Annotated in this window: 12 protein-coding genes and 2 pseudogenes; 9 read left to right on the top strand and 5 right to left on the bottom strand. The window is 61.8% G+C overall.

Annotated elements, in window-relative coordinates:
* The first annotated feature begins 90 nt into the window (after positions 1-90).
* On the top strand, positions 91-1020 hold the full coding sequence (locus ACFOGH_RS14785) for a GlxA family transcriptional regulator (protein ID WP_380073847.1): 930 nt from the start codon (positions 91-93) through the stop codon (positions 1018-1020).
* Between the two features lie 96 nt (positions 1021-1116).
* A complete protein-coding gene (locus ACFOGH_RS14790) occupies positions 1117-1866 on the top strand; it encodes an SDR family oxidoreductase (protein WP_380073848.1) in 750 nt (249 codons plus the stop codon).
* Between the two features lie 18 nt (positions 1867-1884).
* On the opposite strand, the gene ACFOGH_RS14795 is transcribed toward ACFOGH_RS14790, so the two are convergent.
* Positions 1885-2778: a LysR family transcriptional regulator gene (locus ACFOGH_RS14795; protein WP_380073849.1), complete on the bottom strand. Its 894-nt coding sequence runs from the start codon at positions 2776-2778 to the stop codon at positions 1885-1887.
* Positions 2779-2872: 94 nt separating this feature from the next.
* Here ACFOGH_RS14795 and ACFOGH_RS14800 point away from each other — a divergent pair, with 94 nt between their 5' ends.
* The 5 genes and pseudogenes from ACFOGH_RS14800 to ACFOGH_RS14820 all read left to right on the top strand — a co-directional run bounded on the left by ACFOGH_RS14800 (position 2873) and on the right by ACFOGH_RS14820 (position 7198).
* Positions 2873-3265, top strand: a complete 393-nt coding sequence (locus ACFOGH_RS14800; RefSeq protein ID WP_380073850.1) for a (R)-mandelonitrile lyase — start codon at positions 2873-2875, stop codon at positions 3263-3265.
* Positions 3258-4613 (top strand): MFS transporter, encoded by a 1356-nt coding sequence (locus tag ACFOGH_RS14805; RefSeq protein WP_380074013.1) that lies wholly within the window; start codon positions 3258-3260, stop codon positions 4611-4613. The genes ACFOGH_RS14800 and ACFOGH_RS14805 overlap by 8 nt, the downstream gene beginning before the upstream one ends.
* On the top strand, positions 4600-5589 hold the full coding sequence (locus ACFOGH_RS14810) for an aldo/keto reductase (RefSeq protein ID WP_380073851.1): 990 nt from the start codon (positions 4600-4602) through the stop codon (positions 5587-5589). The genes ACFOGH_RS14805 and ACFOGH_RS14810 overlap by 14 nt, the downstream gene beginning before the upstream one ends.
* 1 nt (position 5590) lies before the next feature.
* Positions 5591-6184, top strand: a pseudogene (locus tag ACFOGH_RS14815) (NAD(P)H-binding protein).
* 9 nt (positions 6185-6193) lie between these two features.
* Positions 6194-7198 carry an aldo/keto reductase gene (locus ACFOGH_RS14820; RefSeq protein WP_380073852.1) on the top strand — a complete coding sequence of 335 codons (1005 nt, stop codon included), beginning with the start codon at positions 6194-6196 and terminating at the stop codon, positions 7196-7198.
* A 583-nt stretch (positions 7199-7781) separates the two neighbouring features.
* Here the strand turns inward: ACFOGH_RS14820 and ACFOGH_RS14825 are convergent.
* The 3 genes and pseudogenes from ACFOGH_RS14825 to mgrA form a co-directional block, all read right to left on the bottom strand.
* Positions 7782-8015, bottom strand: a complete 234-nt coding sequence (locus ACFOGH_RS14825; RefSeq protein ID WP_380073853.1) for an excalibur calcium-binding domain-containing protein — start codon at positions 8013-8015, stop codon at positions 7782-7784.
* Positions 8016-8926: 911 nt separating this feature from the next.
* Positions 8927-9616: pseudogene (locus tag ACFOGH_RS14830) on the bottom strand (tyrosine-type recombinase/integrase); the annotation flags it as partial.
* Between the two features lie 304 nt (positions 9617-9920).
* Positions 9921-10940, bottom strand: coding sequence for an L-glyceraldehyde 3-phosphate reductase (gene mgrA / locus ACFOGH_RS14835; RefSeq protein WP_380073854.1), 1020 nt, complete (start codon positions 10938-10940; stop codon positions 9921-9923).
* Between the two features lie 167 nt (positions 10941-11107).
* Here mgrA and ACFOGH_RS14840 point away from each other — a divergent pair, with 167 nt between their 5' ends.
* Positions 11108-12910: an autotransporter assembly complex protein TamA gene (locus ACFOGH_RS14840; protein ID WP_380073855.1), complete on the top strand. Its 1803-nt coding sequence runs from the start codon at positions 11108-11110 to the stop codon at positions 12908-12910.
* Complete coding sequence (locus ACFOGH_RS14845) at positions 12910-16434, top strand: translocation/assembly module TamB domain-containing protein (RefSeq protein WP_380073856.1); 3525 nt, start codon at positions 12910-12912, stop codon at positions 16432-16434. The genes ACFOGH_RS14840 and ACFOGH_RS14845 overlap by 1 nt, the downstream gene beginning before the upstream one ends.
* Here ACFOGH_RS14845 and ACFOGH_RS14850 read toward each other — a convergent pair.
* Complete coding sequence (locus ACFOGH_RS14850; protein WP_380073857.1) at positions 16428-17243, bottom strand: YihY/virulence factor BrkB family protein; 816 nt, start codon at positions 17241-17243, stop codon at positions 16428-16430. The two genes, ACFOGH_RS14845 and ACFOGH_RS14850, sit on opposite strands and share 7 nt — an antisense overlap.
* Positions 17244-17258: the final 15 nt, after the last annotated feature.

The raw sequence follows: 17258 nt of genomic DNA on the forward strand, positions 1-17258 counted from the left end.
GACAAAGGACCGACATATCCTGCCATGGCGTGATTGCACTTGCGACATGACCACCCTATTGTTTGAACGCGATAACAGACGAGGGTCGTGATGCGTCAGGTTGGGTTGATCCTTGAGGACGGCTTTCAAAGCATGGCGCTTTCGGCCCTGTCGGCCTTTGAATTCGCCAATCATGAGCTTGGGTCGCGCGGCTATCGGCTGACCGTCTTGTCAGAAGACGGCGGCATCCGCCGGTCGACCATGGGGGTGGGGATCGAAACCGTGGCCCTGGGCGTCATGCCCGACACGCTGATGGTGGCCGGAGGGCTGGTGCCCCGGCCGGTGTCCAATGGCCTTGCGGCCTTTGTCGCCCGGGCGGGGCATGAGGCGCGGCGGGTGGCGGGGATCTGCACGGGCGCCTTTGTCCTGGCGCAGGCCGGGCTTTTGCAGGGGCGGCTTGCGACAACACATTGGGCCTATACGCGGCAACTGCAAAAGCAATTTCCGCATGTTGCTGTCGATCCGGATCGAATTTACATCCAGGATGGCGCGGTCTGGACCTCGGCGGGCATGACAGCGGGGATCGATCTGACCCTGGCCCTGATCGAAGAAGACCACGGGGCGGGCCTTGCCAAATCCATCGCGCGCAAGCTCGTGGTCTATCACCGCAGACCCGGCGGACAGTCGCAATTCTCCGCCATGCTAGAGCTGGAGCCGCGCTCGGACCGGATCAAGCGCGCCCTGACCCATGCCCGCGAGAACCTCACGAACCCCCTGACGGTCGATGAACTGGCCGATGCTGCCAGCCTCTCGCCCCGCCAATTCGCCCGGGTGTTCCGTGAGGAAACTGGTCAGTCCCCGGCCAAAGCGGTTGAAATCTTGCGGCTGGAGGCGGCCAAGCTGATGCTGGAAGAAGGGCGCCACCCGATGGAGATCGTCGCCCGCGACACCGGCTTTGCCGACCGCGACCGGATGCGACGCGCCTTTTTGCGCGCCTATGGCCAGCCGCCCGCCAGCCTGAAGCGGACCTTGGCGGCCTGATGACAGAAAAAGACGGTTCTTTGACATTTGCGCCAAAGGCCGATGCCCTCATACAGGTTCCACAACCGGCCCAAGGGCCAGAGAAGGAATCTGACCATGCACATGACCGACAACACGATCTTCATCACCGGCGGCACTTCCGGCATTGGCCGCGCGCTTGCCGAGGCGTTTCACGCGCTTGGCAACAAGGTCATCATCGCGGGCCGCCGCAAGGCGCTCTTGGACGAGGTCGCAGCCGCCAACCCGGGGATCGTCGGCGTCGAGCTGAACATCGACGACGCGGCCGATATCGCCCGTGTGGCCGCCCAGCTGACCGCAGATCACCCGGGGCTTAACGTGCTGATCAACAACGCCGGCATCATGCCTTTCGACGATGCGGCGGGTCGCATCGACCTTGCGACCTCCGAAGCGATCTTGCGCACGAATCTTCTGGGGCCGATCGCTTTGACCTCGGCGCTGATCGGGCATCTGCGGGCGCAGCCGCGCGCCACGGTGATCTACAACACCTCGGCCCTTGCCTTCGTGCCCTTGGCCAGTGCTGCGGTCTATTCCGCGTCGAAAGCTGCGCTGCATTCCTATGCCCTGTCGCAACGCTATGCCCTGCGCGACACCAAGGTCACCGTGCAAGAGATCGCCCCGCCATGGGTTGCGACCGATCTGGTCCCCGGCAAGGAGGACCCGCGCGCCATGCCGCTTGACGCCTTCATCGCCGCCACGATGCAGGGCCTCGCCACAGAGGCGCCCGAAGTCTATGTCGAGGCGCTGCAGGGTCTGCGCGACAATCCGGGCAGCAAGGAACATGCCTTTGTTCATGGCTTCAACGCGCTGATGTCGACCGCGGCCTGAGGTCTGTCGGTGACGGGCCTAGCCCCGCCAGCGCAGCCTTTGCACCACTAAAGCCATGGCAGGCGAGGTCTGGCGGCGGCTGGGATAATACAGGTGGAAGCCCGGGAAGACAGGGCACCACTCTGCCAGCAGCCGCACGAGGCGGCCTTGCGCGAGGTCCTCGGTCACATAGGGCTCTGGCACAAAGGCCAGGCCCAGGCCCGCGCGCGCCGCATTCAGGCAAAGGCCGGGGAGGTTGAAGGTCAAAGGCCCCTCGACCCGGACGTTCAGCGGCCTGCCGTTCTGCGCGAACTCCCAGGCGTAAAGGTTGCCCATCGTCGGCAGGCGCAGGTTGATGCAGGCGTGATGTACCAGGTCTTGCGGCGCCGAGGGGCTGCCATGGCGGCCGAGGTAATCGGGCGAGGCCACCAGCGCCATCGACATATCCGGCCCGATCCGGACGGCGATCATGTCGCGGTCCAGACTTTCGCCCAGCCTGACGCCTGCGTCAAAACGCTCTGCCACGATATCGGTGAAGCGGCTTTCCACGTTCACCTCGATCCGGACCTCGGGATAGTCCGGGGCCAGGGCCTCGATCATCGGCCACAGGATCATCTCGGCCGCCAAGGCGCTGGAGGAGATGCGCACCAGCCCCGCAGGCTTGTCGCGCAGCGCCGAAAGCGAGGCCAGCCGTGCCTCGATCTCGTCGAAACAGGGGCGGAGCGTGGCGGCCAGTTGCTCTCCGGCCTCGGTGGGGCCGACCCGCCGCGTGGTGCGATTGAGCAACCGCAGCCCCAACCGCGCCTCCAGCCGCGCGACCGTATGGCTGAGTGCCGATTGCGAGGTCCCCATCTGCGCCGCCGCCTTGGTAAAGCTGCCCGCCTCGATGACGGCCAGAAAGGCCGACAGGTCGCCCAGTTCGTCCCGTTTCATTCATGCACCCAAAGTATCAGTTCATGCCGATTTTAGGGGATAATCCCATGAAAGCGAAAGCGCTATTCTCACATCATCAAGAACGAGGCATTCCATGATCATCCGCAACGGCTCTGTCCCTTCGGCCCCGGGCCCCGAGGCCTGGTTCACCGGCCAAGTCCGCATCGACAGCCGGTTCGCGGCCGAGGCCCCCTCTCGGCTGGGTGGCGGCGTGGTCACATTCGAGCCCGGCGCCCGCACCGCTTGGCACACCCATCCGCTGGGCCAGACCGTGATCGTGACCGCGGGCCTGGGCCTGATGCAGATCGAAGGCGGCCCGGTTCAGGAAATCCACCCCGGCGACATCGTCTGCTTTCCGGCTGGTCAGCGGCATTGGCACGGCGCGAGCCCCCTGGTCGGCATGACCCATATTGCGCTGGCCGAGGCGCTGGACGGTGTTTCCGTCACCTGGCTGGAGAAGGTGAGCGATGAGCAATACCATGGATAAGGCCCAACGCGCCGTCCTGATCGTCGTGCTGGCCAGCTATACGATGATCCTGCTGGACACCTCGATCGTGATCACCGGCCTGCCCGAGATCCGCGCCGAGCTGGGGTTTTCGCCCGTGATGCTGTCCTGGGTGCAGACCTCCTACATGCTGGCCTTCGGTGGCTTCCTGATGCTGGGCGCGCGGGCCGGAGACCTCTTCGGCCGCCGCCGCGTCTTTCTGGCCGGGCTTTCGCTGTTCACCCTGTCCTCCCTGGTGATCGGGGCGGCACCCAATGCCGCCGTTCTGTTGGCCGCCCGGGCGGTGCAGGGCTTGGGGGCTGCGGTGCTTGCGCCCTCGACCCTGGCGCTGTTGCAGGTGCATTTTGCCGAAGGCGAAGAGCGCACGCGCGCCTTGAGCCTTTATGCCGCCACCGCAGGGATCGGGTCCAGCCTGGGCCTGGTTCTGGGCGGGGTCTTTGCCGGTTGGCTCAGCTGGCGGGTTGGCTTCTTCATCAACGTCCCCGTGGGCATCGCGGTCTACCTGGCCGCGCGGCATCTCTTGACCGAGACCCCGGCCTCTGGCGGCAGCCTCGATATCGCCAGCGCCCTGACCTCGACCTTCGGCATGGCCGCCTTGGTCTTCGGCATCCTGCGCATCGCGGAAGTGGGGCCGGATAGCCTGACCCTGGCCGCCCTCGCACTTGGGGCCGTGGTTTTGATGGCCTTCTTCCTGCGCCAGGCCTGGTCCACGGCGCCCTTGTTGCCGCTGCGCCTGTTCCACAGCCCCGTCCGCAGCGGAGCCTATGCGGCCCGCATGATGTTCATCGGTGCGATGATGGGCTTCTTCTTTCTGACGACGCAGCTGATGCAGAACGACCTTGGCTTTACCCCCGTCCAGGCGGGCCTGGGCTTCCTGCCGATGACCGGGGTGACCTTCCTCGCCTCGCTGGCCCTGCCGCGATTGACGCGGGTGCTGGGCAATGGCGGGGTGCTGGTCCTGGCCTTTGGCTGCGGAGCCCTGGGGCTGTTCTGGCTGTCCTTTGCGGGCCAGGACTACCTGACCTCGGTCGCCCTGCCGATGCTCTTGCTGGGCTTTGGCAACGGCTCGGCCCTTGGGCCCCTGACGGTGGCCGGCGTGCAAGGCGTGCAGCCTGCCGATGCCGGGGCGGCCTCGGGCCTGGTCAACGTCGCCCACCAACTGGGCGGATCTTTGGGCGTAGCCGGTCTTGCCGCCGTCGCTGCCAGCTTTGGCGGCCTGCACATCGGCCTGATCGTCGCGGCCGCCCTCTTGGCGATTGGTATGGTGACCTCGATCGCCTTCATCGCCCGTCCCTTTGCTTCCAAGGAGTTCCATCATGAAAACGCGTGAATTGGGCCAAGGCATGAGCGTCTCTGCCCTCGGCCTCGGCTGCATGGGCCTGACCGGGGTCTATGGCAGCGGCACGCCCGAATCTGACGCCATCGCGCTGATCCGCGCCGCCCATGACCGGGGTGTGACGCTCTTCGACACTGCCGAGGCCTATGGCCCCTTTGCCAACGAGATCCTGGTGGGCCGCGCCCTGGCGCCGATCCGGGAGAAAGTCGTGATCGCCACCAAGTTCGGCTTCGACATCGCCGCCGATGGCACGCGCACGGGCGGCACCAACAGCCGCCCCGCCCATATCCGCGCCGTGGCCGAGGCCGCCTTGAAGCGGCTGAGGGTCGAAAAGATCGACCTGTTTTACCAGCACCGCGTCGATCCCGCCGTCCCGATCGAAGACGTCGCAGGCACCGTCGGCGAGTTGATCACCGAAGGCAAGGTCGGCCATTTCGGCCTCTCGGAGGCCAGCCCCGCCACGATCCGCCGCGCCCATGCCGTCCAACCCCTGACCGCCGTGCAAAGCGAATACTCGTTGTTCTGGCGCGAACCCGAGGTCGAGCTTCTGCCCACCCTGGCCGATCTTGGTATCGGCTTCGTCCCCTTCAGCCCCCTGGGCGCGGGTTTCCTGACCGGGGCCATCACCGCCACGACCGTCTTCCCGCCGGGCGATTTCCGCAACAACGTGCCGCGCTTTTCGGCTCAGGCCCGGGCGGCCAATGTCGCCCTGGTCGACCTGCTGAAGACCATCGCCGCGCCCTTGAACGCCACCCCGGCGCAGGTGGCCTTGGCCTGGCTTCTGGCGCAGGCGCCCCGGATCGTGCCGATCCCTGGCACCACGCGGCTGTCCCGGCTGGAAGAGAACCTCGGCGCGGTCGATTTGACCTTGCCCCAGGATATCCTTGCCCGCCTGACCGCGGAAAGCGCCGCCCTGTCCTTGCAGGGCGAGAGGTTGCCCGCGGCCTCCCTCGCCATGACGGGGCTGTAAGATGACCAAGGTTCTGATCATCGGCGCCAATGGCCAGATTGCCCGTGTCGCCACGCGGGCCTTCCTGGAACAGACCGACGCCAGCCTGACCCTGTACCTGCGCCGCGCCGCCCGGCTGAAGGGCCGCTGGCCCGAGACCCGTGTCCAGGTCATCGAAGGCGACGCCAAGGACCAGGCCGCCTTGACCCAGGCCATGCAGGGCCAGGATGTCGTCTATGCCAACCTTTCGGGCGACATGGCCACCTAGGCCAAGGCGATCATCGCGGCGATGCAGGCCACCGGCTTGCGCCGCCTGATCTTCGTCAGCTCGATGGGCATTTACGACGAGGTCCCGGGCCAAAGCTACAAGCGCGTCCTGGACCCCTACCGGGATTCGGCACTGGCAATCGAGGCCTTGGACCTGGAGTACACGATCCTGCGCCCGGCCTGGCTGAACGACGACGCCGTGACGCGGTTTGGCATCACGCAAAAGGGCGAGGCCTTCCAGAACCCCGCCCTGACCGTTTCCCGACAAAGCGTGGCCAGCCTGATCCTGCAACTGGTCACGACTCCCGGCCTGCATCTCCGCCAAAGCCTTGGCATCCACGGACTATAGGAGCTTTCGATGAAAACCCGCGTTCTGGGCCAGGGCTTGGCCGTCTCTGAAATCGGCCTCGGCTGCATGGGGATGAGCTTTTCCTACGGCATCATCCCCGCCCCCGAAACCATGATCCCCGTCCTGCGCGCGGCCGTTGACCAGGGCGTGACCTTCTTTGACACGGCCGAGGTCTATGGCCCCTATACCAACGAATACCTGCTGGGCGAGGCGCTGGCACCGTTCAAGGGCCAGGTCACCATTGCCACCAAGTTCGGCTTCCGCTTGCCGCCCGAGGGCGTCACGGCCGAGAACCCGGCCGGTGGTGGCCTGGACAGCAGCCGGGGGGCGATCCGTCGCGCCGTCGAAGGATCTTTGCGCCGACTGCGGGTGGAAAAGATCGACCTGCTATATCAACACCGCGTCGATCCCGCGGTGCCCATCGAAGACGTTGCAGGCACGGTGGGCCAGCTGATCGCCGAGGGCAAGGTGTCCCATTGGGGCCTGTCCGAGGCGGGTGCAGGCACGATCCGCCGAGCCCATGCGGTCACGCCGCTGGCTGCCTTGCAAAGCGAATACTCGATCTGGTCGCGCAACATCGAACGCGAGATCCTTGGCGTGATCGAAGAGCTGGGCATCGGCCTGGTGGCCTATTCTCCGCTGGGCAAGGGCTTTTTGACCGGTGCCATCTCTGCCGCGACCGAGATCGCCGCGACCGATTTCCGCGCGAAGCTCCCCCGGTTCACGCCCGAGGCGCGGGGCGCCAACCAGGCGCTGGTCGATCTGTTGACCCGGATCGGGGCGGCCCATGGGGCCTCCCCGGCGCAGATCGCCTTGGCCTGGCTGACGGCGCGGCGGCCCTGGATCGTGCCGATCCCCGGTTCGACCAAATCCGCAAGGATCACCGAGAACCTCGGCGCCGCCCAGGTCACGCTCAATCCCCAGGACCTGGAGGCCCTGACCGCAGGGGCCGAAGCCATCCCGATCGAGGGCGCCCGTTATCCCGACGCCATCGAGAGGACGACCGGCCTGTGATGCGGCCCTACGCAGACCGGACGGGGGTGGCCGTTCATCATCGCTTTCGGGGTTCCGCAGCAAAGGACATGCCCAAGCCCGCGAAGCCCCGCCTTGCGAAGACGGCGGAGGTTCTGGACGGACCCCTTCCGACAAGGCCGCACGTGATCGTGCTCGCAGGCGCCTGTCTTGTTATCCGGGATTTTACTACCCAAGACCAAGCGACCTCCATTCACAGGGCGAGCTCTCTGGCAGCAAGTCAAGACGAAGCGATGTCTGAAGGCCCACTCCCCGCCCGGCGCGCCGGGCGCAGCGACCCACCGACCGCTTCATCGCGTGGAGGTTCGATTTAGAGGCTACGTCGAGAGGCCGCTTTCCGCCCTTTGTGAAGGTGTTGACGCGTTCGACCCAAAGCAGATGGTCGGGCTGGACCCACGCTACGTGGCCGCATGCCCCAAAGCTGAACCTCGGCTGGTGCGGCACCAGAATCCCGGCCATGATGTCTGCTCTGCTGACGGAGCGGTAATCAGGGAGAGCCAGATGAAACCGGAGGCTGAACGCCGCTTCACGGGGAATTGCTGCAGTTCCCACCGCATTTTGTTGTTCAGCGATATGGCTCGCACGCGATTCCGTCAGAACTGCTGTCCATCGCCTCGCAATAGTCTGGCTCGCCGAGATAAATTGGCGTGGCCCCTGCAGTTCGCGCGCCGTCGCAGTTGCGAAAATTAGCTAAGGATTCGGTCGCTGCGCGTTGCTCGGGGGTGACTGAGATAGGGATCTCCGTGACGCTGAACGAAGCGCCCAAGATCGTCCACGAACTGCGCCCGTCTGGCGGCAAGTCAGACTCATCGATCGCGGTCGTTCTGGTGACCGGCTACGACGTTAACAAGGCGGATATCCTGCGCGATTTGAAACTGTTGAACATGCGAGAAGAGGAGATATCGGGCAGCGACAACCACCTGTATGGCATCGGCTCCGAGGGCCGCGAGACCGGGCGCAGCTACACCGTTCGGCCCGGTCGCTATCTCCTCACTTACCGCGCGATGACTGGCGAGACCTTACAGCAAACCGTCCCCGCGCTGCGCGGGCGTCAGACGATGATCTTCATGGAGGCCGCCAAAGGCGATATCCTGCTCGCCGAAGGCCAAGGCTTTGCCCGGATCGAGCGCGCCGGAATCGATCCCACGCGCACGGTGATGATCTCACTTGGCGGCGACGAAGCAGAGCAGCGCATCCGCGAGCGGCTGCGCCTAACCCGGTTGCTGCTGCGCGATTTGACGACCGGAAGCGCATCGCTCACCAGCGATTTTCTCGACATCCTCGACCAGCCCGAAACCGACCCGCTACTCAAACTCGTTGCCGTACTCGCCGTGCTTAGCCATTGCGAGGCTGGTACTAGCCCGTCGCTTGAAGAGTGTTGGGAGAAGGGCATTGCGCCGCCGCATCAGCAATGGCTGTCGCGGGCAGGCATGTGGCTTTACGGCCTAAAGGCGATAAAGCTGCCGCCCGACGCGACGATCGCCCGCTGGCAACTCGATCGCCTCAATTACGGCAGGTCGTCGGATGACGTCGCGTCGACTATCAACATTCCCCCCATGTATGGCTGCGCTTGGCGCTGGGCGTCGGCGCACAGCGCCGAGCAACCGGGGGCAATCCGTCGCTACGCGGCGATCCGCGCCGCGACCCGGTCGCGCAGTTCGACCGAGCCTTGGCTCAGTTGGAAGGCAAACGCCGCAAAGGCTAAGCCTAGAGGTGCGTTACCGTGCCATCGGACAGACTTTCATAGAAGGCTGGAACCTCTTGCCACGGCACAGAAGGCACGTTCTGGACTTTGTGCCGTTGCTTGCCCAGCAATGCTACGGCCTTGTCGGTTGCCTGCAAATCCACATCCAAGCCCAACGCCGCGCCATGCTTCAGACAAATGCCCAGACGGTTTAGCGCCTTGCGCGCGGTATCGGCTTTCGTGTGCCAGATCGGTTGCAGCACTTCGCGAATGTCGTTTTGATCAATGTCAGCGACTGGCACTTTGCCCAGCTTGGGCAGAATGTGGAGTTGCAACGGGCTAAACCAGCGGCCCGCCAAGCCGTCACCTTTCAAGTCGGCTTTGCGGGACTCGAAGGCGTCAAGCGCCACGTCTTTCAGGAGGTGCATGTTGCGGGCGGCTTCGCGGCGTTCACGTTCCCGCACTTTAATCGGGTCTTGATTGTCGCGCACCTTGGCCCGCCACTTTTCAGCGCCTTCACGGGCATCTTTGAGAGAAACATCGGAAACAGAGCCCAAACCCATTTCGCGCCGCCGCCCATGGATCGTCACGCGCAACACCCATTGCCCGCCGCCATCCTCTCGTTTCACCAGCCACAGCCCGCCGCCATCGGAATACTTGCCCGGAGCGCAAGTGCGAACCTTGGGCGCGTTCAACTTGTTCAGTGCGCGGCTCATTTCAATCCACCTCTGTATCCCCCTCTAAATCTAGTATGAAGTGAAGCAGATTGATAGGCCTTGTGTGAAGCTGATAGCATGAAGCGCAGTAATTTAAAGGTAGATGCGCACCCTTGACTTTGACTGATAGCGGGCGATAGCCAGATATAGTGGCTTTCAATGCCCTTCAGCGGCACCAGTTTCTCGGATCAGTTGAAATTTCACGATTTACAGATCAGCGGCCCAAGGGCGCTGTCTGCGTGTTTGCAGGCTGGAACAATTCGTTACCCCCAACCTGCAGACGCTTGGTGCTACACCGCTGCCGTCACTCCGATGATCTGGCCCAGAGGTTGATGGATTTTTCTTCCGAGATCGCGTCAATAGCGGCAAGTTCTTCGGGCGTGAATTCAAGGTTATTGATCGCGCCGACGCAATCGACAATCTGCGAGGGTTTCGATGCACCGATCAGCGCCGAAGTAATTCCGCCATCGCGCAAAACCCAGGCAATCGCCATTTGGGCAAGAGTCTGGCCGCGCGCCTGCGCCATGTCGTTCAGCTTTTTCACCGATTCAATCGCTTTTTGCACTACAGATGGATGCAAAGACTTGTCTTGTGAAGCGCGGCTGCCTTCGGGAATACCGTTGAGGTATTTATTGGTCAAAAGCCCCTGCGCCAGCGGCACAAAGGCGATAGAGCCGATGCCCAATTCTTTCAGCGTGTCTTTCAGGCCATCGGTTTCCACCCAACGGTTCAGCATATTATAGCTGGGCTGGTGGATCAGGCAGGGGGTGCCAAGCTCTTTCAGAATGGCATGCGCCTCTCGCGTGCGCTGGGCGTTATAGCTGGAAATCCCCACATACAGAGCACGGCCCGACCTCACTATGTGATCCAGCGCCATCATGGTTTCTTCCAGCGGCGTTTCGGGATCGAAGCGGTGCGAATAAAAGATATCCACGTAATCAAGGCCCATGCGTTTCAGGCTTTGGTCACATGAAGCGATCAGATATTTGCGGCTGCCCCATTCGCCATAAGGGCCGCTCCACATGTCATAGCCTGCCTTCGATGAGATGATCATCTCGTCGCGATAGGGTTTGAAATCCGATTGCAGAATCTCGCCGAAAGCCACTTCTGCCGATCCTGGAGGCGGGCCATAATTGTTGGCCAGATCGAAATGGGTGATCCCCAGATCAAAGGCGGTGTGACACATCTCACGCTTGGTGGCATGCGGCGTATCGTGGCCAAAGTTGTGCCAAAGACCGAATGAAATTGCGGGCAACTTCAGGCCCGACTTGCCACAGCGGCGGTAGGGCATGGAATCGTAACGGGTGTCGGCGGCGGAATACATGACGGACCTCTGGATTGATTGCGCTAACAGTTCGACGCAATCAGGCATTGCGTCAAGGGAGCGGTAGAAAATTGTGATCGGTCACGGCGTTGCCCTTTATCCACGATCACGGCATAGTGTGGATAAGTTCCTGTGGAGTGTCCATGTATAGTGTTCAAATCAAAAAAATGGCGCGCGTTCTTCTAGGGGCCGCCGCCTTCGGATTGATGGCGGGCTCTGCTGGGCAGGCGCTTGACCGGCTGGAATTCAGCGTGCCAGGGGCGCCAAAAGCGCTTGAAAAGGATTTGCGCGCAGCCTCGATTTTGCTGGCGTCGGAGAAATCTGGCAAGGTTCTGGCGCAAGATATCTTCACCGATGCGCGGGCCGAATATGCCAGTCTGCTGAACGCTTTGTATGCGCGTGGATATTACTCGGCTGTGATCCATGTGTATGTGGATGGGGTGGAAGCAGCCAGTATTGCGCCGCTGGACGCGCCGAATGCGATTTCGAACATCAAAGTGGTGGTAGAGCCGGGGCCAGAATTTGCCTTCAGTCAGGCGCGGATTGCCCCTTTGGCGAAGCGCACAGTGCTGCCCGAAGGCTTTGCAGTGGGCAAGACGGCGGAGAGCGGTGTCATTCTTGAGGCGGTGACGGCTGGTGTGAACGGCTGGCGCGACCGATCCCACGCCAAAGCCGAGGTGGCGCGCCAAAAACTGACTGCAGATCATGCCACGGCAAAGCTTGCTGCGGATGTCGTGCTTGATCCGGGGCCCGCGTTGCGCTTTGGGCGGCTTACGATCAAAGGGGCCGAGCGGATGCGCCTTGCGCGCGTGCGTGCCATTGCTGGTTTGCCTGAGGGGCGTGCATTTTCTCCCGCCGAGTTGGATCGTGTCGGGGCACGTCTGCGGCGGACAGGTGTGTTCAAATCGGTGACGTTGACCGAGGATGATTTTATCACCTCCCCTGATCTGCTGGGCATCACCGCTACCTTGGTTGAGGAAAAGAAGCGCCGCTACACCTTTGGTGCCGAGCTGAGCAGCAATGACGGGGCGACCCTGAATGCGGCTTGGCTGCATCGCAATCTTTTTGGTGGGGGTGAGCGCCTGAAGATCAGCGGCGATGTGACAAACATCGGGGTTTCGCAGGGTGGTGCAGACTTTATGCTGGGTGTCTCACTGGAGCGTCCGGCTACATTTTCCCCGGATACGACGGCAGGCGTGGGTTTGACCTATGGCAGGTTGAACGAGTTGGACTATGACGCCGATCTGTTCAGCGCCACTGTCACGCTCAGCCAGATTGTCAGCGAGCAACTGTCGGGGAAAGCTGGCCTTTCCTATGATTACGCTCGGATTACCGATCCGCGAGGCGAGTCGACCTATCGGGCGCTGTCACTTCCGATCAGCGTGATCTGGGATCGCCGAGACAGCAAAACTGATGCCACGCGAAACTTCTACATCTCGGCTGAAGCAAAGCCGTTCCTTGGTTTTGGCATCACCGACAGCGGCCTGCGCGCAACACTGGATTTGCGCGGCTACAAGGCTTTGGGCGAGACTAATCGGCTGGTGCTGGCCGGTCGCTTGCAAGCGGGCGCGGTGTTTGGCGCAAGCCTGCTCGGCACGCCGCGCGATTACCTGTTCTATTCAGGCGGTGGCGGAACGGTGCGCGGGCAGCCCTATCAATCTTTGGGCGTGAACGTGCTGCGTGATGGCTTGGGGGCGACCTATCAAACAGGTGGCAAGACCTTTGTGGGTGCATCGCTTGAAGCTCGGGCAAAGGTGACAGAGTCAATTGGCGTGGTGGGCTTTGTTGATGTGGGCCGAATCGACGCCAATGAGTTTTTCAGCGATTTTGGCGATTGGCATGCGGGCGCCGGTATCGGTGTGCGCTACGCCACGCCGGTCGGGCCGATCCGGCTGGATATCGCGGGTCCGGTCGGCGGATCTACGGGCGACGGCGTTCAAGTTTATGTTGGTTTGGGGCAGGCGTTTTGATGCGGAAATTTCTTCTGGCCAGTTGTCTTGCTGTATTGCCGTTTGCAGGACATGCGCAAACTGATGACCGCGATTATCTAACCGCTTTTCTGGAAGACAGCCTGTCCGGTGCCGGCCGCAAAGTCGTGGTGACGGGCTTCGCAGGCGCGTTGTCTTCGCAAGCCAGTCTGACCGAGTTGACCATAGCGGATGATGCCGGTGTCTGGCTGACACTGCGTGACGTCACGCTGGATTGGAGCCGGTCTTCGCTGTTGTCTGGTGCGGTGGTGGTGAACGAACTTACGGCCGGTGAAATTGTGCTGGATCGTTTGCCCGAGGCTGGATCAAGCGCCCCTTCACCAGAGGCGAGCAGCTTTGCGCTGCCGGAGTTGCCAGTTTCTGTCGAGATTGGCCAGATTGCCGCCAAGCATATCGTGCTTGGCCCAAGCGTTTTGGGCACAGGGCTTGAGGCGACGCTGCAAGCCTCGCTGTCTCTTTCCGGGGGCGAGGGCAAGGGCAGCCTTGTGTTAGAGCGCACAGATTCGGGGCCAGCGGGTAAGGTCGATCTGTCTGCGTCTTATGCCAACGCGACCAAGCAGTTGACGATTGATCTGGCCGCAGAAGAGGCGGCGGGTGGCATTGCTTCGGTCAAACTTGGTCTGCCGGGCGCGCCTTCGGTCGCTCTGAGTGTCAAGGGCGCTGGGCCGATCAGTGACTTTGCCGCTGACGTTGCATTGAAAACCGATGGCGTTGATCGTTTGGCAGGCAAGATTACCTTAACCGGGAAAGAGGATGGCGCGACCGCGTTTGCGACCGATCTGAAGGGCGATCTCGCGCCCTTGTTTTTGCCGTCCTATGCCGAATTTTTTGGAAATAGCGTCAGCCTCAGCACTGCCGGTAAGCGCTGGCCCGATGGCCGTCTGGCGCTGGATACACTGGCAGTCAACGCAAAGGCACTTTCGTTGCAAGGCGCGTTAGCCTTGGCTGCGGATGGGCTGCCGCAGAAATTCAACCTGACGGGCACGATTGCAGCACCCGACGGCAGCCCAGTATTGCTGCCCCTGACCACCGATTTGCCAGTCAAGGTCAACTCGGCGCAGATCGCGCTTGGCTACGATGCAACACAGGACGAAGGTTGGACGGCCAATCTTGCCATTTTGGGCCTTGATAGAGCCGATTTCCGTGCAAGCAGCCTGAGCCTTTCCGGTTCTGGGCGCATCGCGCGGGTAGCAGGATCCCGTCAGGTTGGCGGCACGTTCAAGTACACGGCTGAGGGGCTGGACCCAACCGATCAAGCCTTGGCGCGCGCCTTGGGTGCTGTGATCTGGGGGGACGGTTCTGCCTATTGGCGCGAGGGTGATGGCAGTGTGACGCTTCAGCGATTCAATCTGACAGGCGAGGATTATGCGGCCCTGATCAGCGGCAAGATCGAAAGCCTTAGTGATGCTTTTGCGATCACTGGGAAGGCTAGCGCGCAGATGGAAGATTTATCGCGGTTGTCCGGGCTTGCTGGCCGCCCCTTGGCGGGTGCTGCCGAGATCTCGGTTAGTGGCAATGGTAGTCCGATCACTGGCGCCTTTGATGTGACTGCCAGCGCGACTGGCACCGATATGCAGGCGGGGCAGGCTGAACTGGACAATCTGTTGCGTGGTCAGGCTACGGTCACGGCCTCTGTTCTGCGCGACACCAAGGGCACCACATTGCGCGATCTGACGGTAAAGGCAGCGACACTTTCAGCGCAAGCCTCGGGCAGTCTGGCGACGGCGGGTAGCGATATTCTGGCCAAGCTGAATTTCACCGATCTTTCCAGCCTTGGGGCCAAGTATCGCGGCGCTTTGAATGGCACGGCACATCTGACAGGCACGCTAGAGGCCGGCAAAGTTGTGCTGGATGCCACCGGACGTGGGTTGGCGATTGGCAATCCACAGGCTGACAAGTTGTTGGCGGGCAATTCCAGTTTGGCCGTTACATTGGCGCTGAAGGACGGGGTTGTGCAGGTTGATAATGCAACTTTGTCCAACCCCCAGCTTGAGGCACAAGCCACGGGCAGCGTTACCGACAATAAGCAGATGGTTGACCTGACGGCGCGATTGAAAAACCTGGCGCTGATCGTGCCAGAGTTTCCGGGGGCGTTGTCGGTTTCGGGCACGGCTGTTCAGGACGCTTCGGGAATCACGCTTGATCTGAAAGGACAGGGGCCCGGGCAGATTGACGCCAGTGTCACAGGCAAGATCGCGCCGGGCTTCGGGTCAGGCGATCTGGCGATCAAGGGCAGTGCTCAGGCTGCACTGGCAAATGCATTCATCCAGCCTCGTGCTGTTTCCGGTCAGATGGCATTTGATCTGCGGTTGAATGGCCCGCTGGCACTGGAATCGCTGTCTGGTCCCGTCACTTTGTCTGGTGGGCGACTGGCAGACCCAAGCCTTAACTTTGCTTTACAGGACATCAATGCGCGGGCCAATCTGGCGCGTGGGCAGGCTGTGATTGATGTGACGAGCGCTGTCTCGACTGGTGGCAGCTTGACGGTAAAGGGCAGCGCGGGCCTTGGTGCGCCCTACGCGGGCGATCTGGCAGTTGATCTGCGGCAAGTCACTCTGCGAGATCCTGATCTTTACGAAACCACGCTCGATGGCGGCGTCACGGTGAAAGGCCCGCTGACTGGCGGTGCGATGATTGCGGGCCGGATTGCGCTGTCCGAAACTGAACTGCGGGTGCCATCCACCGGGTTTGGCGGTGCGGGTGGTTTGCCGGGCCTTGAACATAAGAACGAACCCAAGCCTGTGCGCGCCACCCGTGCGCGGGCAGGTCTGATTGCCAACGGCAAAGATGCGGGCGCGAGTGGTGCTGGTCAGCCTTTTGGGTTGAACGTCACTCTATCGGCGCCCAGCCTGTTCATCCGAGGCCGTGGTCTGGACGTAGAGATGGGCGGCGAGTTGCAGCTTTTGGGAACAACGGCAGCGGTAGTTCCGTCGGGTGCGTTCAACCTGATTCGGGGCCGATTGGAGATTCTGGGCAAGCGGCTAGATCTGTCAGAGGCGGTGTTGCAGATGGAGGGCGATCTGGTGCCGTTGATCCATATCGTTGCCACGACCGAGAATGACGGGATCACCAGCGGGGTGACAATCGACGGGCCCGCGACTGATCCGGTTGTCACTTTCACCTCAACCCCCGAATTGCCGCAGGAAGAAGTCTTGGCACAACTGTTGTTCGGGCAGGGCTTGCAGAATTTGTCAGCGCTTCAGGCGCTGCAACTGGCCAATGCGGTGGCGACACTGGCAGGGCGCGGTGGCGAAGGCGTGGTATCAAAGCTGCGCCAAGGCTTTGGTCTGGACAATCTGGATGTCAAAACCGATGCTGCGGGCGGTGCTTCTGTGACAGCTGGAAAGTATTTGACCAAGAACATCTATTCTGAAATCACCGTGGATCAGAATGGCCAATCCGAGATCAATTTGAATTTGGATGTCAGCAAATCAGTTACCTTGCGGGCAAACTCTGGATCAGATGGCGATACTGGCTTGGGGATTGTGCTGGAGAAAGACTATTGAAACGGGCGGCGGTTGCGATTGCGCTCTGCATCCACGGCCGCCCCTAGCAAGACCGCGTAAGCACTAACGTAAAGCCAGATCATCAGCACAACTACAGCGCCGATAGAGCCGTAAACCCGGTTGTATGATGCGAAGTTTGCCAGATAGAGCATGAATCCGCGCGTGGCCAGAATCCATAGAATTACAGCGACGAGCAGGCCCCACGACAAGAGTGGTGGACGGGTCGTGGTGTAATTCGGCCCCAGACGATACGCCAGACCCACAGCAAGAACCGCTGCGACGATACCTAGCAGCAGATTTGAATCCGCCAGCATAGAACTGGGGATGGCGCTGGGAAGATAGGTGATCACCACTGGCAAAACTACGGCCATCACCAACGCGGCCAGAACCAGACCGACCAGCACAAACGTCAGCACAAGCGCGCGCAATTGATGCCAGTGGCCTGAACGGTTGGGCAAATGATGAATTGCGTTTAGCCCCCGGATCAGCGCAGCCACACCTGCCCGTGCCGACCAAAGCGCCAGTGCCGTGGACAACAGCGTGGTGAGACCCAGATTGCCAGTCGGCACCGCCAGTAAAGCCTCAACTTGGCCATAGATCAGTGAATAGGCGTCCTCGGGTAGAAAACCGCGCAGCAATTCGATTTCCTGACGGATCACCGAGGCGTTCGAAATGAAGCCCCAAATTGCAATAATCGCTGCAGCTGCCGGAAAGATCGCCAGAAAGGCGTAGAACGCAACACCCGCCGCGATCAGATCCAACTCAGCCTGTTCTGTGCGTCGGTAATACCGCAATATTGCCGCGTTCACGCTTGGTGGTAGAAA

The organism is Cypionkella sinensis, assembly GCF_042646385.1.
GTDB classification, from domain to species: Bacteria; Pseudomonadota; Alphaproteobacteria; order Rhodobacterales; family Rhodobacteraceae; genus Cypionkella; species Cypionkella sinensis.